Here is a 21,513-nt window from a genome sequence, read left to right on the forward strand (position 1 = left end):
GTTCTCGGTGGCCGAATTGGAAAACAAGACGCCTTAGCTTCACATACCTCCGGACACCACCAAACGGGCACCGAATCCCGCCGGGGCGGTCGACGAGACCGTTAGGGGGAATTGTCTGGCACAGGCGCCATCACGACCGCTGAGCGGCGACGGGGATGGCGGTCCTTAACTTTCTGTCGGCTGGGTCGCTTGGCCGCCGTGTCGAAAAGCAGAGAACGATCTCACGCCCGACTCGATGCGAGTGCTGGATTAGCCGGCGCAGCCAACGCCCGAAGAGCCCCGCCCGGGGGCGCTGCCGCGCTCCGGAGCGATCCGCGTCGTGAGTCGCTTGAGGTTCGCAAGCAATTGGCCCCGGACCTCGCCTTCGTCCACGGCCCATAGATCGGCGAGAATCGGCTCGGCCTTGGCGACGTCCCAAGGAAACAGGGAGCGCCCCTCGATCTGTGCGAAGGGACCGTCCGTCTCGGTCAGTATCCTGTCGCGGGGCATCTCGCCAACCAGGCCGCGTCCTCTCTCGCCGGCGAGCATCGCCGGGCCGACGCTGAACCAGCAACCCTGATCGACCGCGCGTTTGAGCTCGCGGCGCGTCCCGGAAAACCAGTGCAGAACGGCGACGCCTGCATCGGACCGCGACGCGAGCGCATCGAGAACGGGCCCGGCGGCCCGCCTGCTGTGTATCGTCATGATGCGGCCTCCGGCCGCCCCGCACATCCGAAGGATTTCGTCAAAGACGTGGCGCTGCGTTTCCCAGGTCGCCTTCAGTTCCGGGCCGCCGTCCAGACCGATCTCGCCGACGTATCTGGACTCCGGGAGCAACTCGTCGAAAAGCTGAAGTTCGCCCCGTCGTTCGTGAGCCAGTTGAGGGTGCAGGCCGAGCGCGGTGCGGATCTTCGCCGCTCCTCGGGCCAGCGCCGCGGTCCCGGTCCATGCCGATGGTGTGGTCGTCACCGACAGGACGAAGAGGTCTCGCTCTCTGCATTCGTCGGCTGTCGCGACGGGATCCGGGTAGAGGTCTAGATGGGCATGAAGGTCGATCACTTGACACCGTATTTCGCGTGCAAGGCGCCGAGTTCGCCAAGCCCCCGGCGTAGCATATCCCGCAAGCTGTCGCCCCTCCGGATTCTAGGCCACGAGAGCGCGCTCCCGAGCCAACGGTCGAATCCATCGTCGGCGGTGGCGGCCAATGCCATTCCGACGGAACGGACATCGTCGAAGCCCGCATGGTTCGCATCGTCTCTACCGAGGTGTTCGTACGCGTACTTGGTCTGATCCGGCCGCCCCCATGCGACGAAAGCCGCTCTGCGGACCTGGCACGGTACGCATCGTCCGCAGTGGCTGTATTTGAATTTTTGGAACCTGCCGCAACTCGTCGAGCGTGGCGCTAGGGCGCCCAAGAGCTCCTGATCGGCGCATTCCTTGAGCATCTCGCCTTTGGTCTTGTCGGCATACGGCGTGCGGATCGACACTCGAATGCCGGCGGCATTCAGCAGATCCTGGAACAGCGCCAGGAATTGGGGATGCGCCGTGCGCGTGCTCAAGCTTCCGATCCGGCTTCCGGTAAGGGGAGGATTGATCGCTATGAAGCCGTTCTCGCAGACGTAGAGTGGAACGGTTGCTCCGTTTCGATACGGCGCCAGCGACGTCGCGACGACGACTCCGAACGCAAGGAAGATGATGGATCGGGCGCGTTGCGAAGTATCCTTCGGCTTCGGCACGACCGCGTTGTCGTTGAGCTGAATGTGCCGCAGTCCACCGCCGATCGCGCGCGCGAACTCCTCCTGCTTCTCGGAGTCGCCGCGCACGATCTTGCTGACGACGAGTGGGTGGTTTCCCGCTGCGGCGAGGTCGATCGCTCCGGCCAGACTGTCGAGACCGCCCGACAGCAACGCCACACAGCTCTGCGCCGGCGCGACGACGCGAGCGGGTTCGGGTGCGGCTGCCCCGCCGGGGATGAAGTGCAGGTGCCATCTGTCCGTCGTCAGAAAGGCCAGCGTATCGGCGATCAACGGCGCCGCGCCGTTCCAGAACGCTGGATCCATCACGGCGATCTCGAGTTCGAATTCCCGCGTCCATCCGTCCGGACTGTCGGTACGTAGCCCTGCGGCGTCGGCGACCATGACCGAGTTCGCTATGGACAGGAGGTCCCAAGCCCGCGGGTGCGGCGCAAGACGCTCCTTCCGAAAATCTTTGCGGACGGCGGCTCCCGCGCTCGCCCGACCGGGCGCGCCCGCCTGCCCGTACAGGATGACCCTGAGCGTGTCGGCTGCGTCGAGACGGCCGATCTCCGCCGGCGCGCAGAGCAGCCTCATTCTTCGTACCCCTCGAACACTTCGAATGTATCGCGTAGCGCGGCCTGCACGACGCGCGCGATCCGTCCCGAAGTGAGCGTCCTTCCCTGATCGCGCAACTTGCGGAAGGATGCGGCGACGGTTTCCGCGATGTAATCCCGCATCTGCTTCAATCGAGACAACGCGACCATTGGCGTGGCGGACCGCTGAAGCAGGTGCTTGCCGACGTCAAGCTCGAAGCGCCTGGCGACGTCGAGGGCAGTGAATCTCTCGATAACGAACTCCCGCTCGGCGTCCGACAAGTTGAGAAGGTCGGCTTCCGGAAACTGAGTCAGTAGATCCGACATGGCGTCGTGGATCGCGGCCCGCTCCGCTTCCGCATCCTGCGTGCCGTCGACCGGTCTGACGGCCTGAATGATCGCGGTGGCGATCTCTTCCGTCGACCGGCCCGCGAGAGCAGCCGCATCGATCGGCGCGTCGGCCGCGCCCGAAGCGCTGGAATATAGCGTGTATCCGAGCGAGCCAGCCGTCTCGGCGGTGCTGCCGAACCGTTGGGTCGCGGTATTGGATCCGCCGTACCCGCTACGGACATAGTGACCGAGTCCGCGTCTCAGATCCCGGCCGTCACCGGATCTGGCGTAGTTTCCCATGCTGTTGCGCGCGCCGGCGAAGCGCTTCTCGGGAGCGATGCGCGGCGGCTGGACACCGGGAGGCGGTGTCGTCGGCGGAACGACGGGCGCGAGCGGCAATTCGTCCGGAGGCGGGCCATCGGGTGGCGGCGCGTCAGGAGGAAGAGTCGGAGGCGGCACCGGATCTTGAGGGGCTGCGGGCGTCCAAGGCGGCACCATTGGCACGCCCGGACCCGGCCCGCCGCTAGACTGCGACGTTCCCATTTGGCCTCGTCTTGCTGATCGCGGTCTTCACGGGCCTCGCTATGTCCCCAGACAAGAGCCAACCGTCGAGCAGCGAAGCCGCCCAGGGACGATCGCCAATCTTCGGTACGATGCTCGGCTGGATCTGCTGGTGGGGACGGGCAGCGATGAACGCCGCAAGCCTCGGACCCTGAATCGGATCCGCATCGGCGAGCGCGATGCAGGCGGTCAAAATAGGCGGAGCGCCCCATTCCTGCTCCTTGCGAGCACGCTCGAGCAGACGATCCATCATCACCGTCGTTTCCATGCGAGGAACGCGGACTAGGCGATCCTTCAGGCGGCCCGACATCTCAGGATGCTCAATCATCGCGGCGAGAAGTTCGGCCCCGTCCGAAGACAGGCGGTCTTCGGGCGTGATGAGCGGAGCCTGCTCGCGGCCGACGTAGAGCGCGCCGCGCAGGTCGTGGTCGTGGAGGGCCGGCGAGAGCGCCAACCATTCCTTCACGAAGGGAGCGTTCCACGGCGCCTTCAAATCGAGATCGCGCCCCGCTGTCGCCGCGTCTTCCCATTCTTGGAGGAACGTAGGCTTTCCCTCGTCGGAGGCGCTGACGTTTTTGACCAGTTCGGCATAGGCCGCGGTGTCGCCGATGCGCTCGAACAGCAATAGCTTGGCGAGCACCGCTTCGTCGACGCCGACGCCCTGCGCTTTCGAGATCGTCATCCGGATCGAGAGCGCGTTCAGAAAGCGCTTGATCAGCCGCGGATTTCCCAGAATCCCCGTCGCCGTCGTCATGAGCGAGGCGAGCCTCTCGGCCGTGTCGAATTGACCGACAAGATGCTCGGGCAACTTCACGCCAAGCGACTGGACGAAGGCCCGGTCGACCTTCTTTCCCTGCCACGTCCGTTTGAGCTGGCCAATCATGCCGGCGCGGATCTTCTCCTTGTCGTCGTCGGACAACTCGCTGTTGTCCACGAACAGGAGCATCATGTAGGCGCGGACCTCCTGGGTCCCGAGCTGCGGTACCCGAATGGGAACTTGGATGAGCTTGTCGAAGTAGTTGGTGACCAGCAGGTCGTCGCTGACGCCGACGAAGTGCTTCCGGACGGCGTGCTTGATCATGTCGTTGTCGGCCGCGATCACGAAGGCGGTGTTCTTGAGGAATAGAAAGAGGCGGATCGCCTCCAGTGTCGAGATCGTGGTCTCCGGCAGGCATCGGTCGAGATCGTCGATCAGGACGACCAAAGTTATCCCGAGCTCCTCGAGCGCCTGTTCGAACGCGTCGCGCAGCGCCTGGATCTCCTTCGGCGGTGACGTTTCCTCCTTCGGGTTCAGCAGTTCGCCGCCTTGCTGCACGGCGTCCGCCGCAGCTTTCTTGGCGGCTTCGCCGGTTTCCTTCCCGACGCCTTCGGACCAGACCTTTTTGGCGAGCTCGAAGATCTCGCCGACCGCCCCGACCGGGGGCACCCCGAAATAGATCGAGGCGGCCGAGGTCGCTGCGAGCTTCGCGGCCCGGAGCCATTTCACGCGCTTGGCAAGGGACGCGACCTTATCGAGCGCCGTCTGCCGGCCGTGCGCCTCCTTCGCGAGCTTATCAGCGATCACGTCCATCAACGCAGCACGCGCGTCGTCATATCCCTGGTAGAGCCAGGCATTGAACTCGACGAAGACGTACTTGTCGGCGGCCTTCTTCCCGCTCTCGTCCCTCCTGGCGGCGATCGCCGAGCGGGTGAGCTTGATCATCGAGGACTTGCCGATGCCCCAGGCGCCAGACACGCCGATCGAGATCGGGCGTCCCTTGGCCTGCACAATGATCTCGGCCACGGTTTCGGCAACGCCGGAGAAGTTCAGGAAGTCCCGCTCGGTCTCGTTATCGGGCCACATCGGCAATCTCTCGCCTGAAAAAGCTTTTGGAATCGAAATATTTGTTGCGCGAGCAGAGAAAACGCAGCGCGACTGCCGAGCGCTGCGTTGTTACGTTCCGTTTTCCGAAAGCGCAACCCAGACCTTCTTCTTACGTCCTATGGTTGTTGCTCTGCACACGTGTTTCAAGTCATCCCGAAGGTGCCCTGCAGCAAAGAGGCGGGGGATCGGGCGACGGCGCTGGCGGGCCGTCAATGTATCTTTCGATGCCTCCAACGATCTTTTGCGCCGCTCCCCATCGCAATCGAGATGATCTAACTGGACGAAACGGAAGCAGCCGAGGCAATCGATACCGGCGCTTTGTCGGAGCGGCCGGACCGGTGGCCCAAGGAATATCAACATGCTCGCTATCGTGGTTTGCGTCTGGCACCCGGAGACCGACGAACTTCTCTTTGAGGGTGCGAGCACGTCCTTGAGCGTCCAGAACGTTCGCGACATCGTCGGGCTGAGCTTTCCGGAAGATCCGGAAATAATGACAGCACACCCTGTGCCTGTGGTGCATGGGCGCGCGCTTCTTGATTTGATGGGAAAGAAGTTCGACGGCGATGGCGACTTTCAGGTTTCCCGCGAGCCTCTAAGGTTCGTCGAGGTCTCTCGGTTGTCGAACTAGCGACCCGAAACAATTTCTCGGCAGGGCCCCGCCATTGCGGCGCTGTCGGGTGTACTGCGCGCGACGACTCGCTCGATCGACGTCAGCTATCCAAAACCTCCCCATCCGCATGCTTCGCTACCCAAACATCTTGGATGACGGAAGGGCGAGTGATGCCTTGCTTCTTCAATTCCGGCTCAGGAACGCTTTGCAGGAAAGTGAGCGAGTAGACTCGATGATTGCCGTCGAGGATACTTAGGCCCGTTTCTATCGGCATGGTGACAGGCACGCGGGGGAACTGTCCTTTCACCGCCAGATAGCTCAAGCAAGAGTCAAAGCGCTTCTTGCTGTTGTCGCCGCCATAGCCATTCTCGATTCCGAGGACCAACGCCTCGAACATGGAATTCATGATCTTGCGGGAATTAAGCGACAGCGCGTCGAAGCTACAGTCGCGCGACTCCTTCGTCCACGTGACCTTCTTCCACCACGATACCGGCTTCACGATGATGTACTGCCACCTATGGCCGTTGAAGGGGATCGGTGGCGGCCAGCCCATGCCCTCCTGGTTCGCCAAGTTCAATAGCCATTGATCCACCACGTCGTCCGGCCAATCCGGCAGGTCAGCTTTGATGTCGGCAAGCGCGACCAAGAGCGTCTCCTCAAGCGTTCAGGCAGGCCCGGTCGATTGTGCCGTCGACTCCACCTGCGGATAGTAGCGTTTGAAGTCGTCATGGCTCGCCAGCGCGCTTGGGCGATATGCGCCGACGCCAGCACATTGTCTGACTTCCGGCAGGTCGAAGCGCGTGCGCACGGTCGGATGTACCGGAGCCTGGTGGTTGATCTCGCGGACTTCGACTTCCCAGTTCCTGGTGCCGACGAGGTTTTGCAGCCATCGCCATTTCGGCAGACTGGCGGCGTAGGCGTCGAGCGTGTCGCGCATGCCCGCGATCTCGCAATGCTGAACGCCGTTCGCGCCGGGGAAGACGTTCAGTGCCGGTCCGTTGTCACCGGTCTTCGGCATCCTGATCCCGTCCACGTAGATTGGCCCGGTCATCAAGCCGTCCGGGATGGACGTAGCCTGCTCGCACATCCAGGCGAGGGCGATATCCGACAAACGCGATTCAGGTTCCGGATAAGATCCGCCGATATCCGAGTGGTTCCCTGCGAACCAGAGCTGGATGAGACGCGGAACACCCGGCGTTGCGGGGTGCACAGACGGCTCGGTGCCGCCCCAGCCGACCCGGGCGAAATCCTTGCGCGTCTCGTCGATCGCGTTCGCCGAGCGCGCAAAACGTACATGTTTGCTGAGAAGGCGATCGAAATTCTTGCCCGTCCACTCGGCGGTATGAGAGCGCGGCGGATCGCCCTTGTTCGGGAAGTCGTAGATGGTCTTGAGATTGACCGTCCGCTGCCGTTTCCAGAACCAGATGACGGCAATCAGCATCGCCAGATGCGTGACCAGCCACGCCGGCACGATGAAGCCCCATAGCAGGCCGGCCTCCGAGACGATGGCCGTCAGCGCACCGATGATCGCGGCCGGCACGAGCGAAGCGAAGAAGGCGAGGGCAGCGACGCCGAGAGTCAAGCCGGCCTGGATCATCCGGCGTCGCGGACCGCTGGCGCCGAGGGCAGCGACCGTATCGAACACGCCGACGAAATATGCCGCGGCGTTGGCATCCAAGCCGTCGCCGGAGCCGTACTTGGTCTGAAATCGCCGCGCCAGTTCGAGCCTCTCCGCCTCGAACTGCTCACGCGGGTGGCCCGCGCCGTGTTCCAGCACGGTATCCACGGCTTCCCAAGCGATGTCCTTCACGGCCTTGCGGTAGCGCATCAATGGGCCGGAGGGCGTCTTCTTGGGGACGCCGCAGAGCATCAGCAGGTTCGCCAGGCTTCGGACCGTGTAGGCGCCCCGGCTGAACCCGAAGAGGAATATCCGGTCACCGTCTTCGTAGTGGTTGATGATGAATTCGTAGCAGTCGGCAATGTTGCGCTTGATGCCGTCGCCCGCGATGGATCCGAGCATCTTCTGGACGAAGCGCACCGGAGCGGTGAGGGCGGTAGCGCCGATATCTGTCCCAAGGCCAGCGTCGTAGAAGACCACTTGCCTGGACGGATCGATGGCCGTGTCCGCGTGGTCACGGCTCACACGGTACATCTTGTAGATGTTGCTGATGCGCTGCTCCGGACGCGCGCCGCCGTCTTGGCCGGTTCCGTCGGAATAGACGACGATGTTCTTGCTCATCTTGAACCTGTTCATCCACTGCGGGGCCGGCCTCACGCCGGTGCCGCCCTAATTCCACGATCATGCCGCCTCTCGGCTAGAAAACCAAGAACACCGGGTGAACAAAGCCGGTTCCAGATGATTAAAACTTGAACAATTTCATATATATAGCGTGATAAAAATAATCTGGTAGCACATCTTGCGTGGCCAAATTGCCATCATATCTTCTTAAGTGCGCTCGTCCGATCTGCAATCGGTCAAGGAGCCGCGACCGACCTTTCGATCGTTGAATCAGGGGGATGGGAATGGCAGTTAAAGCATCACTTTTCAAAGTCGACAACGGCGACATGGTGCTGTTCGAGACCGAGTCCGGTCGCCGGATCCTGACCGACATCAACATCCGGGAGGCGGCCGACGACGAGGACGACGACACTCCCAACGTGGGGAAGCAGCTCCGGAACAAGCTCGATCGGGACGATAAGGGGAGGCTGTTCGTCGATGGCTTTCTGAACACCCATCCGGACGCCGACCACATCCGGGGCTTGGTCAAGCACTTCCATCTCGGCGACCCGTCGACCTGGGTGAAGGCCGACGACAAGATCATCATCCGTGAAATGTGGTCCTCGCCGATCGTGTTCCGCCGGGCGAAGGCGAAGGACGAGGATCACGTCCTTTGCGCCGACGCCGAGGCTTGGCGCGACGAGGCCCGCCGCCGCGCCAACAGGTTCAAGAAGGAACGGACCGCCGAGGACGGCAACCGCATCCTGATCCTGGGCGAGGACGTCGACGGCAAGACCGATGACCTGACGGAAATCCTGGTGAAGGTCGACGAGGTGTTCTCGAAGATCTGCGGCGTACAGGACACTTCCTTCGAGGCGCGGCTGCTGGCGCCGATGCCTGCCGACGACGAAGCGGAGGAGGAGGTTCTGACGAAGAACAACTCCAGCGTCATCATGCGTCTGGACCTGAAGGTGTCCAAGGTCACCCGCGGGCGCTTCCTTCTCGGCGGCGACGCCGAGGTCGCGATCTGGGACCGCATCTGGGAGCGCAACAAGAAGTGGCCCGAGCGTCTGCAGTACGACGTTCTGATCGCTCCGCACCACTGTTCGTGGCACAGCCTTTCCTACGATAGCTGGTCCGAAAAGGGCGAGAAAGCCAAGGTGTCCGAGCCCGCCCGGAGCGCCCTCGGGCAGCCGCTGGATGGCGCGCTGATCGTGGCCAGCAGCAAGACCATCAAGGACGACAAGAACGATCCGCCGTGCATCCGTGCGAAGCGCGAATACATCGATATCCTCGATCCCGTGAAGGGAGAATTCAAGTGCGTCGCCGACAGTCCGGGCGACGATCCGCTGGCGATCGAGGTCACTTCGGCCGGACCGCGCATCAAGCGCGCTGCGGTCGCCGTCAGCGTCGCCGCCGGCACCGGTATCGGAAGCCAGCCGCTCGCCCACGGATGAGCCGATGGCGGCGATCTCCGCGGCAGACGACATTCCCATACCCGTCCGACGGGCGCTGCGCCTCATCGAGGCTCACCCGTCCGTCGAACGGGTGACCGCCGAACGGATCGAAGGAAGCGACGCCGTCCGGGCCATGGTGGAGATCCGGACCGAACTCCCGAACGCGTGGAGGGCCGCGGGCGAGAGCCCGTCGGGCGTCCGCGCGGTCGAGCCCGTAACGTTCATCTTCACGGCAGGATATCCCCTGGGGGCGCCGCTTATCCGCCTCCGCGCGGACTTCAATCGCAGTCATCCGCACATTCAGCCCTCGAGGAATGGCGGTCCACCTGAACCGTGTCTCGTCGCCGGTTCGCCGCGTGAGGTTCTGCGCGTTCGCGGAATAGGTGGCCTTTTCGAGCAACTGGTCGACTGGCTGGACAAGGCTGCGATGGCGCAGCTGATCGATCCGGAGCACGGCTGGGAGCCGGTGCGGCGTGACGGGATCGACGACGTGATCGTCGCGGATCCGACCTGGTTGACGGATCTGCCCACCAGAGAGGGCGGCTGCTCGGTCTTCCCGGCGTGGTACTACGCTTACCGCGAAGCAACTTTGTCTACCTACCGGATCGGCATCCCGCGCGCCGCTCCGGTACCGCTGGGGCCGCGGTTCGCCGGCGAATGGCGATATGCGCCTGTCGGCGATGACGGGCAAACCGGCAACGCTCACGCACTGATCGCGTGGTCCGGTAAACTCCCGACCGGTCGGCCGTTCGTGGCGGATCGCTACCTTCCGGAAACGGTCACGACGATTGACGAGCTCTTGAAGCGGGCGGCCGAACTAGGCTGCCGCGAATTCCTGGAGCCGAAGCTCGGAATCCTGCAGGAGCGGGTTTCGCAATCGAAATTGAAGGAGAAGCAGCCGATAGCCGTCATTCTGTTGGCGCGCCGCCCGTTCGAGGTGATTGGCACGACTTCGCCGATCGAGATATGCCCCTACGTCGTGGAATTGCGCGGCGGCGAGGCGCTCTCGTCAGGCAGCGGCAAGCTGGTCAGGACCGCCACGCACCGAGATGAGGTATCCCCCGAATTGCTGCGACGCGCTGCGGGCGACGACGGGCAGGCGCTGCGTCCGTGGACGCTCCTCGGCTGCGGAAGCATCGGCTCCAAACTCGCAGTTCATCTCGCCAGGTCCGGACGGGGACCCGCGGCCCTCATCGACGACGGCATCCTGCAACCTCACAATTTCGCGCGCTACGCCACGCTTCCCTCCGACACGAAAGTCGAAAGCTTCTGGTCCATTCCAAAGGCGCACTACCTGGCCGAGGCGCTCGCGACCCTCAAGCAGCCGACGGTGCCGCACGTCGTGGACGTCGTCGCGCGCGCATTCGACTACCAATCGATCACCCCTTTGGTCGCCCGAGACAGCTTTGCCGTAGTCAATACGACCGGCTCCGCAAGCGTGCGCGAGGCGCTGGTCTTGCCTGGAGTCACGGTCGACCGGCCCCGGGTGGTCGAGGCATGCATGCTGGGCATCGGAAGCGTCGGCCTGATGTCGGTGGAGGGGCCGGCGGCCAACCCGTCGGCGACCGATCTGATCTGCGAGGCCTATCGCCTGATCCATTCGGATCCCACCCTCAGGAACGAGGTCTTCAACACGAAGGCCGAAGCGATCGCGATCGGTCAGGGCTGCGCGGCCATCACGATGCCGCTGTCGGACGGCCGCTTGTCCTCGTTCGCGGCGCCGATGTCCGAGCATATTCGCCGGCTCCAACGCGACGGTCTTCCCGAGACCGGCGAGTTGCTGGTCGGCAGTTTGGCGGCCGATGGGCTGAACCAGATATGGCATCGCAAGGATATCCGGCCGCGCATCGTCGTAGGCAACGGCACGGACAGCGTCGTGCGCCTTAGTCCGGAGGTCGACGACATGATCCGGCGAGAGGTCGCTGCGCGCCGTGGCTCGGAGACGGGCGGCATCATCGTCGGCCGATATTCGGACGTCGCCAACGTCTTCCACGTCGTAGGCACCATGCCCGCGCCGCCCGACAGCAAATTCTCGCGCGACGAGTTCGTGCTGGGCACCGAGGGACTGAGGCCCATGCTGGAAGATCTGATCGAAGGATCTGGCGGCGCACTCTACGCGCTCGGGACCTGGCACAATCATCTTGTCCCAAGCGGCCCGTCCAGGAAGGACGTGAAGACCGCCGCTCTGCTTTCGATCCGCCAGTATTTTCCGCTGCTGATGCTGATCCATACGCCGGCTGGATACGTCCATTTCACCGCTGAAGCCTTGTCCGGTGCCGCCAGCTCGCACAGCGCCGTAGTCAAGGTGGCAAGATGATGGATCCGAGATCTCCAGACCTGTCGCCGGCCAGGAGCCACGACTGTACAGGGGCGATCCGATGATCGACATTTCGAAGCTCTTCGATCCCTATTCACGACAGGCTCGCCTGTTTCCAGGCTTGCTCACGCTGTTTCCGATCATCCTCACTGCGATTGCGTGGTTTCCTCGGCTGGTCACCTCGAGCTGGGGCGCCACGCTGGTGACCATCGCGACCTCCTGCGGGCTCCTGTATGGCTTGAGCGTCTTGAGCAGATCGCGCGGCAAGAAGGTGGAGAAGCGTCTCCTGGCTGAATGGGGAGGTTGGCCATCGACGATCTGGCTGCGCCATCGGGAAGAACATCTTCCGCCGCCGGTATTGGCCCGATACCACGCGTTCTTCGCAAAGAACGTGCCGTTGTTCGTTACGCCAAGCCCTGAGCAGGAGAGGGCGGATCCGAAAGCCGCGGACGCCATGTACGCATCGGGGGTGAAGTGGCTTCAGGAACGTTGCCGTGGGAAAGCCTATCCGCTCGTCGAGAAGGAGAATGCCGAATATGGCTTTCGCCGGAACCTGCGCGGATTGAAACCGATAGGGGTCGCTGCCTGCTTGGCGGCTCTTCTAATTTCGGTTCTCACGGTCGTCTGGCGCTACGACAACATCATCCCGGCCGTGTCCAGTTTCTCCATGCCGGCACTTCTCGCGGCGTTGGCCGCCATCAAGCCCGCAGCGATCGGAGCGATCTGCGTCGATCTGGTCGCATTGACCGCCTGGTTTACCGTCGTGCGCGACGATTGGGTTCGGGACGCCGGCGATCAGTTCGCGCGGGCCCTACTGGCGTGCTGCGACACGCTTGAAGTGCCGGCTGCTCGGCCCGTGGCGGCCTCATCCGCAAAACGTATGCGGCGGGCATCGACCGCGACCGGCGAAACCAGGTCCCGGCGTGCTCGCTCGGAAGGTGAGGAATCATGATCTCCGACGCGAGGAGATGCATCTCCTCGCGTCGATCCACGCTCAATGATCAACTATCCGAGGTGGACTCATGCGCTTGCGGAATTTGGAGAAGTACAAGACGGGTGGTTCTGGCAACAACTTGACGCTTGGCATTCCGCTGCCGAAGACGCCGGATGGCCGGGTGTACCGGTATTCACCCAACGAAGACGCACATCCGCGCCTCTTTCTTTTGGGCGACCGAGTATCGGATTTCACTCTACCCGAGACGTTGACGTCTCGCATGACGCACGCGCCCGGTACGCCAGGCACAGTCTGTCCGTATAGCGGCGTTCTGGACGACGACGAGAACTTTACGCATCCAGACGACCTCGCGGCTGCCAAGGAAATCGTCGCTCATGCCTTTCACGCCGACGCCGCGGCGGCAATCCACGGCATGTTCGATGACCTCGCCCGGAAGAACGCTGGCAACAAATTTTTCAAGATAACGACTGGCGCACGGCCGTCGCCCAAACCCGCACCGCGGTTCGCTCGAAACGATCTTCTCCGCGAATTGGTATGCGACGAGTGCGGCCGGGACTACGGCGTCTACGCCATTTCCTTGTTCTGTCCGGATTGCGGAGCGCCGAACATTCACTTGCACTTTGCGCGGGAAATCGCGCTCGTCCGGGAGCAGGTCGAACTCGCGGGCCAACTCGGCTCGGAAAGGCATGAACTCGCATACAGGATGATGGGCAATGCGCATGAGGACGTATTGACGGCCTTCGAAGCGACCTTAAAGACGGTATACCTGTACAAGGCGACCACTCGGCCGCCCGACGTCGCGGCGACGAAGCCGGTCGCCAACGACTTTCAGAACATCGAGCGCGGCCGCAAGCGCTTCGCCGAGTTCGACTTCGATCCGTTCGGGACTCTGACGGCCGACGCTCTCGCCGTCCTGACGCTGAACATCCAGAAGCGGCATGTCATCGGACACAATCTCGGCGTGGCCGACGCGAAGTTCGCCGAACATGCCGCGGAGGCCCGACTGGGCGAAACGGTGCCCCTGGTCGGCGACGACATCCTGCAGTTCGCCGCGATTGGTCAGTTGGTGATCGACGGTCTCGACGGATGGCTCGCTGCAGGCGAAGCTCCGCCGCCGACTAAGGACAGGCTGAGCATTCCGCTGATCGCGCCGCCAGCAAAGAAGAAGTCCGAGTTGAAGATCGACGAACTCGGGCCATTGGCGATCCGGATAGGATTGTGGGTATCGGAACAATCCCAAAAGGGCTTCGACTGCTTCATTCCCGAGCAAGACCTCATCGAGGCGTTTCCGGAATCCAACATCGACGATTTGGCGCTTGCCGTCGCCGAGCTCGAAAGCGATGGCTACCTGAAAACGAGCTCGATGATTTCCACGCGGCTTCCGCGGATGTTCACCACCGCGGAGCTTTTTATCACGTTCGATCCCCATACCGGGCAAAGCACCCCCGAAACGGACGTGGTTGCGCTCGTCGATCTTGCTCTCGGCAAATCTGGGACCGGGACTGTCGATGCGGAAGAATTGCATGCGGCCTCCGGCTGGCCGCTTCGACGCTTCAATCCACCTTTCGCCTACCTGGTGTCGCAGATCGACGATCGACGGGTCCTTCATGGAGGCACGGAAGACTATCCATCACGCGGCTTTCTGATGACCGATGGCGATCGGGTTGCGCTTCAGCGCTTCGCGGCCCGGCTGCGCAGGTAATAATTGTCCTGATGCTCAGATACTGGCCGGAGGCACGCTGCCTGCACCACCCTCGTCCTTGATTTTCAACGCCAGTGAGGTCCTTCGCGAACGCCCTCGGCCGGAAGGATCAGCATTGTTTCTCCGAGGGGATGAGGACCGGTCGGCGCGATGCCCACCCACTGGAGGGTCTCGTCGAACGCCCACGCCTGGTCAGGCGGGCTTTCGGGTACGAAGTAATGGCAATACACGTAGAGGTTTTCCCCGTGGATCGAAAGCCTGCGCTCGCTCGATGATCTTCCGATGTCGGGCGCGCTCTACATCGTCTCCTTCGACGGCCTCGAAGCCGATGTGAACGATACCGGGGCGACCCGCAGGAAGTTGGTCGCTGGCTTCCGATAGCTTCGTCGTGATGTCGCGGGCCTTCGCATCGATGGCTTCGGGAGAGGCCGATTCCCAACGGAGCAGCACGGCAAGATCGCACTCGCGCACATATCTCGGGTTTTCCGCGAGCTTTAAGCGGCTCAACTGAATGTAATTGGCGTGCCTCACGTAGCGGCCCGAGAGCAGCTCCAGCATACGCGAGCTCGACGCGAGCACATGGTGATCGTCGAGAACCTCGCGCAACGGATCGAGATCGAGCTCGCCCATCGCGCCATACGATATATCGTCGCTCCAAAGCAGCGAAGGCATGTCGGACCGGAGCCACTCGAGCGACTTCTCGGTCAGATAGGCGGGTGGCACCCGATCGATGGGGATGCGGAAATGGACATCGCAAAATGCGCTCTGCTCATTCTGGGAAAACCCTGTCGCGCTGGGGCGCCATAACTCGCGCATCGCGGCTCGTTCCCGTTCGCCGTATTGGCTCGTTTCCAAGCGCTTGCACTCGACCGCGAAGGACCGCGAGCCGATTTCAACATCCATATCGTATGTCCGGCTCAGCCCGCGGCGCTCGGGTACGAATTTTACCCGCGCGCCCGACGAGCGATAGGCGGATGCGACGAGCAGTTCGAAGAGCCCGCCATTTGGTTGACGCCGTTCACTGCTAACCAGGCGACGTGCCCGTTCTTCGACGCCGTCGACCGAAAGAAGCAGATCGAGACCGCGCCCGATCGCCTTGAACACCGGCACTACCCGCGATCCGAACGTCGGCTCGAAATTCCAGACATGATCGATGAAGGCCTCGGCCAGGAAGAGATACCAGCCGAATGCGTCGGACTCGTCGAAATATCTGCCGGGGTCGGTCTCGTCGACACGACCCAGCGACGCCGCGTATAAGCGATTGGCCGCAGCATTACGCCGCTTCTTCCACTCGTCCTGGCCAATAAAGTCGCGAAAGTAGGTCACAGCCCGCCGGACATCCGGCTCATCCGGCCAGTCATCGCTCCGTTTGTCTGGAGGTCGAAAGAGTGTTGCCGGAAATTCCTTTGGGGCGAAGGCGTCTCGACGCTTGCTTTTCATGAGTTAAAGGACGCGCAGTTGCTCGGGTTTCTGATCGATAACCAAGGGCGCCCCGCGCTCTTTTCACGCCGAAAGAGAGCGGGCAGGCCGATCACACCCAAGTATGCCTCCGTTGCCAACGAGGCAACGCAGGTTCAAAGAAGTTGCGAGTTCCGATCGCCAAGCAACTCGAGCAGCACTCAGTCGCAATGTGACCGTCGGGGGGATGAACGATCCCCGCAAGTCACCTGTCTTGGCCGGGGAAGACGTCGATACCATCTCAGTCATAGGCTTCCACCCGCGTGGCAAACTCCAGCGTGCGTGCGGGACTGAAGCCCGCCCGATTCGGAACGCCGTGATTGAAAAGAAGTATGCCCTTCTTCGTGTCCTGGGGTTCGACGCCACGACGCAGGAGAGCGTTCACCACGACTTGTCGCGGATGAGTTTCATCCTCGGGCCCGGCGGAGATGACGCAACCAATCGACCTTCTGGATCCGAACCCCGAGACATTTCCGACGATCCGATTGAGCAATGCAGGGGAGATGTTGTTGCGGCTGCCGTGATGCGGGACCTGGAATATGTTCAGAGCGGTGCCGAACTGAAGACCGATGGCAATCCCGTACGACACGGCAGCGCCAAGAGCTCTCAAGCCGGCGTCCGCCGTCAGGAAGATGTTTCGACCGTCGATCTGACCGTACAAGACCACGCTGGATTCGTTTTCCGCCGCCGTGATGCCGCCTTCACGGAGCGTCTCGGTGAACAGGTCCTCCGCGATGATGCGCCGGATCTCCGTCGCCACGCGTCGCCCGATCCCTGTGAGCCAATGCCCCAAGAGGACGAGGAGTTGCTGCGCGGGCTTTGGGGTGTCGCGGAATTGGGGGAGGAGGCCCTCGTACATGGCCTGAGTCGGCGAAAGCACCGTGAAGGGCCCGATCTTCGCGCCTTGAAACGGAGGGTGAAGCGAAGTGCCCCGCTTCAGGGCCAAGTCTCGGATTTCGCTGACGATCGGGTAGGCGCGCCGCAAGTCCGCGGTGAGGCCCTCCAGCGTCCATCGAGGATCGTGGAAGTATTCCATCATGTTTTTCGCGTGGTATTCGGGAACGTGCATCCAGAGGTTCTGCACATTAAGTTGCAAGATGACTGCGCGAAGACCGCTGATGTGATCGTTGTCCGGATGCGTGCTGACGACGTGCTCAACCGTGTTCGTGCCGTACACCGACCGCACGTGCTCGACGATTGCTTCGCCGGTTTCCTGGAATCCAGCGTCGATGACGATCACGCGCCACTCCGCGCCCGTCCAGTAGCGCATTGTTATCGCGTCGCCGCTGTTGGCTCCCGACCCGACAGGATGAAAATCTATTTCATAGGCCATTAGGGTGGTGTCCAGAAATCAATGTTGGCTATGAAGGGAGAAATGTCGCCGCCCTAAGCGGCACCGGATCCACGCTTGTTCAGCAGCCGGTCGATTTCCTGGAGACGTTTCTCCGTCAACCCGGCTTCTTTTGCATATTCGGGCCAGCGATCTATGGCACTCTGAACTTGTTCGAAGAACTGCTCGGCTTCCGCCTGCGGAATCGACGCATTTTGCGCAACCTTTAGAATGTGCTTTTTGGTCGGGTTCTTCCCTTCACCGTCCACAGCTAGATTGTGCTCGCCCCCGGGGCCCTCCGAGAGCGTGAGGTCGTACGCCGGCGTCGGATGCCAAACTCCATCCTTTGCGAGCATGAAAGCGTGATTTTTAGCGTGATCGTCCCGGTTGTGTGCGAGGACGTTGAAGATCATCCGGACGAACATCTGGCGCACGTGACGCTCGTCGCGCGTCAGAAGCCGCGTGACTTTCAGCAGCGTATCGTAGTCGATGGATGGAGCCCGATGGTCGGCCTCCAACAGCCCACTCACCGTCTGTACATGCGCGCTCCCACCCTCGGTTCTGTCGAACCTTTGGACGGCGAAATAGCTGCCCTTCTTGGTTTTGATGAGCTTAGTGGCGGGCATATCGACGCCGGCTGCCTTCGCCATAAGAGAGTAGGCGTACTCTTCTTTTCCTATTTCGGAGTGATCGACGTTCGATTTGAACTTTACCAGCCAAGCTTCGAAGCCTTCCGGAAGATCGGTGCCGGTATCGGCTACGATCTTACCGGTCTTGCCATTCAAGCCGATCATAATCTTGGGGCGGACGCCGGCGGAGCCACCTTGGATTTCGAGCAGACGATCCACGTCGACTTCGTCGACCTCGCCTTGGACCGCCTCAGCTTGCGCAGCAAGCCAATCGAGGTCGACGGCGTCGCCGGCGGCTTTGCTGAGGGAATTATCGGGAATGTAGCGCAACGCTCCCATGCCGGTCTGGCCGACGTATGCCAGGCGGTCGAGAGGCGTGAGGAGCCTGAAGTCGTATCCGAGGTTCTGCAGATGACGGTCAAGGAGCAGGCGGCCCCAACCGTCGGGGAGGCTATCGTTGAACATGCCGTGCAGCCCGGCGAACGGCGAATTCGGCGCCGGCTTTGCTCCCTCGCCGACAGGAAGCTTGAATGGAGATACGTTGAGGCGCCTCGCGGCGAAATCGGGGTGGTACTCGAAATACGCCCGGCGTTCCTCTTTGCTCCATGCCAATGTTCCTACCTCGATCTTTTCGCCGTAGAAATCGAGCGACACCCCCAGCTTTTGGATGCCTTGGGGCGGTTTTCCGTCTGGGACCTTCGGCTTCTTCACTTTCTGCGTCCCCGAATTCTGACAGGCTTGGAAATCACGTCCTCGATCGACCTGTGCGGCTTCGGAGGAAACAGCCCCTCGAATTCCTTTTCGGCGCCGAGAGCGAACGCGATGGCTATGAGGAACTCTAAGGAAGATTTGCCTGTGCGCTCGAATTGCTTCAGCGTGCCCAAGCTGACCTGAGCGCGGGCGGCAAGCCCCGACTGGGTTAGGTTGGCCTCTAATCGCCGCTGCTTTGCGCGGTTCGCTATATCGGAGGCAACGTCTTGGGGTGAGCTTAAATTAAGGGATATATCCATAGCCACTGTCTACCTTATTGTCAATAATAGATATTATAATATCTCTTATAAGTCAAGATTAGGATTGCGCCGTGCCTTTGGCCCTCGGCTAACCGCAGAACCGTTCGCGTCGGCCCTTTACCCAGCAGCGCATGAGAAGCGGGCAGCATGCGCCATGATCAACGCTGGTGGCGCTGACCACATTTTACCCGTCCGGCCGAACGAGAGCGCAAACTTTGGTTTAGAAAGCCCAACGGTAACCGGGAATTCACAACTCTCCGGCGCAAGCCTTGCCGATCGCGTTGACCTCCGCCGTGAGTCGACCGATGATTCTGCAAAGACGCGCAGATCGGATAAGTAGCGTGAAGGCTGTTGCAATAGACCCGTTCGAGCGGCGGATTGTCGTCGAGGAGGTAGACCCCACACCCGCTGAGCTCAGGCGATTGTGCGGGTCTCCCAGGCGCGTTCTCGCGACCCTTCCCAATGGGGATGTAATCCTGGCCGCGGAAGGAGAGGGCGCCGATGCCGGGTTTTCGTTAGGAGGGTCGAAGGCTATTCGCAGCTCTGCGATCGTCCTTGGACGGCGGAATTCCTTCGGAGACCGTACGGCAGCGCGGTCGAGTCTCGAAATGCTTGAAGGCCTGATCCGCTGGGTCAGCCCAATCTCGGTTCCGGAACCTGCGCAATCGGGAGAGACCGTCTCGGTGATCGTTGTGGATCCCGAAATTGGATTGATTGATCGCGCCGAGATGGGACGGACTGCCGCCGGGATTGATCACGTTCTGGGAGGAGTACCAGTGGCGTTGCTGAATGCTCCGGGCGGCGACATCGTCTACGGGAAGGCCCAAGAGGACGGCTGGCGCTGGAAAAAGGACGGTTGCGTGTTTGGTGGCCGCTGCGTGATTGTCGGGAGCGACGCGACGAACACGCCCGCCGAGCCCGTCGCAAGCGTTAGGGTACTTCGACGGGACGTGCGCTTCGGTCCGCCAGGCAAGACACTCTGGCTCGGATACGACAAGCATCCGATGAGGATGACCGCTCGTCCGAGCGCTTGCCCCTAGGCCGATCCTATCAAGCGCCGCAGCCCGTACAGGCTCAGGGTGCGCCAGCAACAGACCAAACCCGGCCCCGATGACCGGCCGGTAGATCCCGTCAACAAGCGCAGCGTGGCTCGGCCTATCGCAGTGTAAGTTACCCTGCGATAGGCCGAGCTATCGCTCAGTGCCAAAATTGAATCTCGAAGCGCCAACACCGCCAGTGACAGAATTGAGTCTTCCAGAACCAAGGGCCGATCGAGCCGCGACAAGCGTGAAGACGCCCCCGGCCAGAAAGACCAATGGCATCAGTAGGCGAGTGACAAAATCAACCAGAGGCCCCAGTGACAGATTCAAACGCGAACGACACAGGAACTGCCGCGTGTGGTCACAGCCCAACCCATAATTCGCATAAGCTATATTATGGAATATATTTATCTACAATTGGATCAGCTATTTAGACGGCATTCCTGCCATAGCGGCTTCGCTTCAGCTGGTTTTCGGTCTGGGCCTCGAAGCCCGATCCCGGTCCTCAGCCGCTACTGTGCATGGGGTTGTTTTGCAGATTTTGCATCGGCTCAATCTCTGCGAAAGCCGATATTGCCGTGACCTTGGCCGGCTGCAATAAGCAGGACCTCGCGAGATCGCAGATGACCTTCTGACCTTCCGTCCGTATAGGTTTGCATCTCAGAACAACAACAAACCTTCCGAGGAAGCAAACTCATGAGCTTTTCCCGACGCACGCTTCTCAAGGCCTCCGCCGCGACCGCGGTCCTGGGCGGCATCGGTGCGCCCCATGTGGCCCGCGCCCAGAGCGCCGAGTTCACCTACAAATACGCCAATAACCTGCCCGACACCCATCCGCTGAACGTCCGCGCCAAGGAGATGGCGGCGGCGATCAAGAGCGAGACCAACGGCAAGTTCGACCTCCAGATCTTCCCGAACAACCAGCTTGGCTCGGATACCGACATGCTGAGCCAGATCCGCTCCGGCGGCGTCGAGTTCTTCACGCTGTCGGGCCTGATTCTGTCGACCCTGGTGCCGGCCGCGTCGATCAACGGTATCGGCTTCGCTTTCCCGGACTACGACACGGTCTGGAAAGCCATGGACGGCGACCTCGGCGGCTTCGTCCGCGGCGAGATCAAGAAGGCCGGCCTCGAGGTCATGGACAAGATCTGGGACAACGGCTTCCGCCAGACCACGTCGTCGAGCAAGCCGATCACCGGCCCTGACGACCTCAAGGGCTTCAAGATCCGCGTGCCGGTCTCGCCGCTGTGGACCTCGATGTTCAAGGCGTTCGACGCCGCGCCCGCCTCGATCAATTTCAGCGAGGTCTATTCGGCACTGCAGACCAAGATCGTCGAAGGCCAGGAGAACCCGCTGGCGATCATCTCGACCGCCAAGCTCTACGAGGTCCAGAAGTACTGCTCGCTGACCAACCACATGTGGGACGGCTTCTGGTTCCTGGCCAACCGAAGGGCCTGGGAAAAGCTGCCGCAGGACGTCCGCGCCATCGTCGCCAAGCACATCAACGCCGCCGCGGTCAACGAGCGCGCCGATACCGCCAAGCTCAATGCCAACCTGCAACAGGAGCTCGCGGCCAAGGGCCTGACCTTCAATCAGCCTGCGGTGGCACCGTTCCGCGACAAGCTGCGCACCGCCGGCTTCTATGCCGAGTGGAAGGGCAAGTATGGTGATCAGGCCTGGGATCTGCTGGAAAAGGCCGTCGGCAAGCTGTCGTAACGCGTTGG

17 protein-coding genes are annotated in these 21,513 nt (G+C 61.9%); 7 read left to right on the forward strand and 10 right to left on the reverse strand.

The window, feature by feature from the left end; all coding sequences use genetic code 11:
* Positions 1 to 249: 249 nt before the first annotated feature.
* The 4 genes from qatD to DCM80_RS28370 all read right to left on the reverse strand — a co-directional run bounded on the left by qatD (position 250) and on the right by DCM80_RS28370 (position 5,042).
* Positions 250 to 1,038, reverse strand: a complete 789-nt coding sequence (qatD, locus tag DCM80_RS28355; RefSeq protein WP_257194705.1) for a Qat anti-phage system TatD family nuclease QatD — start codon at positions 1,036 to 1,038, stop codon at positions 250 to 252.
* Complete coding sequence (qatC, locus tag DCM80_RS28360; protein ID WP_257194706.1) at positions 1,035 to 2,309, reverse strand: Qat anti-phage system QueC-like protein QatC; 1,275 nt, start codon at positions 2,307 to 2,309, stop codon at positions 1,035 to 1,037. The genes qatD and qatC overlap by 4 nt, the downstream gene beginning before the upstream one ends.
* On the reverse strand, positions 2,306 to 3,037 hold the full coding sequence (qatB, locus tag DCM80_RS28365) for a Qat anti-phage system associated protein QatB (RefSeq protein ID WP_257179762.1): 732 nt from the start codon (positions 3,035 to 3,037) through the stop codon (positions 2,306 to 2,308). Before qatB ends, qatC begins: the two co-directional genes overlap by 4 nt.
* A gap of 124 nt (positions 3,038 to 3,161) precedes the next feature.
* On the reverse strand, positions 3,162 to 5,042 hold the full coding sequence (locus DCM80_RS28370) for a P-loop NTPase fold protein (RefSeq protein ID WP_257194707.1): 1,881 nt from the start codon (positions 5,040 to 5,042) through the stop codon (positions 3,162 to 3,164).
* Between the two features lie 379 nt (positions 5,043 to 5,421).
* Here DCM80_RS28370 and DCM80_RS28375 point away from each other — a divergent pair, with 379 nt between their 5' ends.
* Complete coding sequence (locus DCM80_RS28375) at positions 5,422 to 5,691, forward strand: hypothetical protein (protein WP_257194708.1); 270 nt, start codon at positions 5,422 to 5,424, stop codon at positions 5,689 to 5,691.
* Positions 5,692 to 5,773: 82 nt separating this feature from the next.
* Here the strand turns inward: DCM80_RS28375 and DCM80_RS28380 are convergent, their stop codons facing one another.
* Entirely contained in the window at positions 5,774 to 6,319 is a 546-nt protein-coding gene (locus tag DCM80_RS28380) for a hypothetical protein (RefSeq protein ID WP_257194709.1), read from the reverse strand.
* A gap of 18 nt (positions 6,320 to 6,337) precedes the next feature.
* On the reverse strand, positions 6,338 to 7,912 hold the full coding sequence (locus tag DCM80_RS28385; RefSeq protein ID WP_257194710.1) for a DUF2235 domain-containing protein: 1,575 nt from the start codon (positions 7,910 to 7,912) through the stop codon (positions 6,338 to 6,340).
* Positions 7,913 to 8,196: 284 nt separating this feature from the next.
* On the opposite strand from DCM80_RS28385, the gene DCM80_RS28390 reads away from it, so the two are divergent.
* The 4 genes from DCM80_RS28390 to DCM80_RS28405 all read left to right on the forward strand — a co-directional run bounded on the left by DCM80_RS28390 (position 8,197) and on the right by DCM80_RS28405 (position 14,322).
* The gene (locus tag DCM80_RS28390; protein WP_257194711.1) at positions 8,197 to 9,348 is read left to right on the forward strand and encodes a metallohydrolase; all 1,152 of its coding nucleotides are present in this window, start codon (positions 8,197 to 8,199) and stop codon (positions 9,346 to 9,348) included.
* Between the two features lie 4 nt (positions 9,349 to 9,352).
* Positions 9,353 to 11,665, forward strand: coding sequence for a thiamine biosynthesis protein ThiF (locus DCM80_RS28395; RefSeq protein ID WP_257194712.1), 2,313 nt, complete (start codon positions 9,353 to 9,355; stop codon positions 11,663 to 11,665).
* A gap of 61 nt (positions 11,666 to 11,726) precedes the next feature.
* Positions 11,727 to 12,617 (forward strand): hypothetical protein, encoded by an 891-nt coding sequence (locus DCM80_RS28400; RefSeq protein ID WP_257194714.1) that lies wholly within the window; start codon positions 11,727 to 11,729, stop codon positions 12,615 to 12,617.
* A 70-nt stretch (positions 12,618 to 12,687) separates the two neighbouring features.
* On the forward strand, positions 12,688 to 14,322 hold the full coding sequence (locus DCM80_RS28405; protein ID WP_257194715.1) for a hypothetical protein: 1,635 nt from the start codon (positions 12,688 to 12,690) through the stop codon (positions 14,320 to 14,322).
* Between the two features lie 192 nt (positions 14,323 to 14,514).
* Here the strand turns inward: DCM80_RS28405 and DCM80_RS28410 are convergent, their stop codons facing one another.
* From DCM80_RS28410 to DCM80_RS28425, 4 genes are all read right to left on the reverse strand, one after another.
* Positions 14,515 to 15,648, reverse strand: coding sequence for a transposase (locus DCM80_RS28410; RefSeq protein ID WP_257194716.1), 1,134 nt, complete (start codon positions 15,646 to 15,648; stop codon positions 14,515 to 14,517).
* Between the two features lie 373 nt (positions 15,649 to 16,021).
* Positions 16,022 to 17,020 carry a ComEC/Rec2 family competence protein gene (locus tag DCM80_RS28415; RefSeq protein ID WP_257194717.1) on the reverse strand — a complete coding sequence of 333 codons (999 nt, stop codon included), beginning with the start codon at positions 17,018 to 17,020 and terminating at the stop codon, positions 16,022 to 16,024.
* A 146-nt stretch (positions 17,021 to 17,166) separates the two neighbouring features.
* The gene (locus tag DCM80_RS28420) at positions 17,167 to 18,450 is read right to left on the reverse strand and encodes a type II toxin-antitoxin system HipA family toxin (protein WP_257194718.1); all 1,284 of its coding nucleotides are present in this window, start codon (positions 18,448 to 18,450) and stop codon (positions 17,167 to 17,169) included.
* Positions 18,447 to 18,749 carry a helix-turn-helix domain-containing protein gene (locus DCM80_RS28425; RefSeq protein WP_257194719.1) on the reverse strand — a complete coding sequence of 101 codons (303 nt, stop codon included), beginning with the start codon at positions 18,747 to 18,749 and terminating at the stop codon, positions 18,447 to 18,449. Before DCM80_RS28425 ends, DCM80_RS28420 begins: the two co-directional genes overlap by 4 nt.
* A 608-nt stretch (positions 18,750 to 19,357) precedes the next feature.
* Here DCM80_RS28425 and DCM80_RS28430 point away from each other — a divergent pair.
* Complete coding sequence (locus DCM80_RS28430) at positions 19,358 to 19,789, forward strand: hypothetical protein (protein ID WP_257194720.1); 432 nt, start codon at positions 19,358 to 19,360, stop codon at positions 19,787 to 19,789.
* A gap of 696 nt (positions 19,790 to 20,485) precedes the next feature.
* Positions 20,486 to 21,505 (forward strand): TRAP transporter substrate-binding protein, encoded by a 1,020-nt coding sequence (locus tag DCM80_RS28435; protein ID WP_257194721.1) that lies wholly within the window; start codon positions 20,486 to 20,488, stop codon positions 21,503 to 21,505.
* Positions 21,506 to 21,513: the final 8 nt, after the last annotated feature.

The organism is Bradyrhizobium sp. WBOS08 (genome assembly GCF_024585125.1).
GTDB classification, from domain to species: domain Bacteria; phylum Pseudomonadota; class Alphaproteobacteria; order Rhizobiales; family Xanthobacteraceae; genus Bradyrhizobium; species Bradyrhizobium japonicum_B.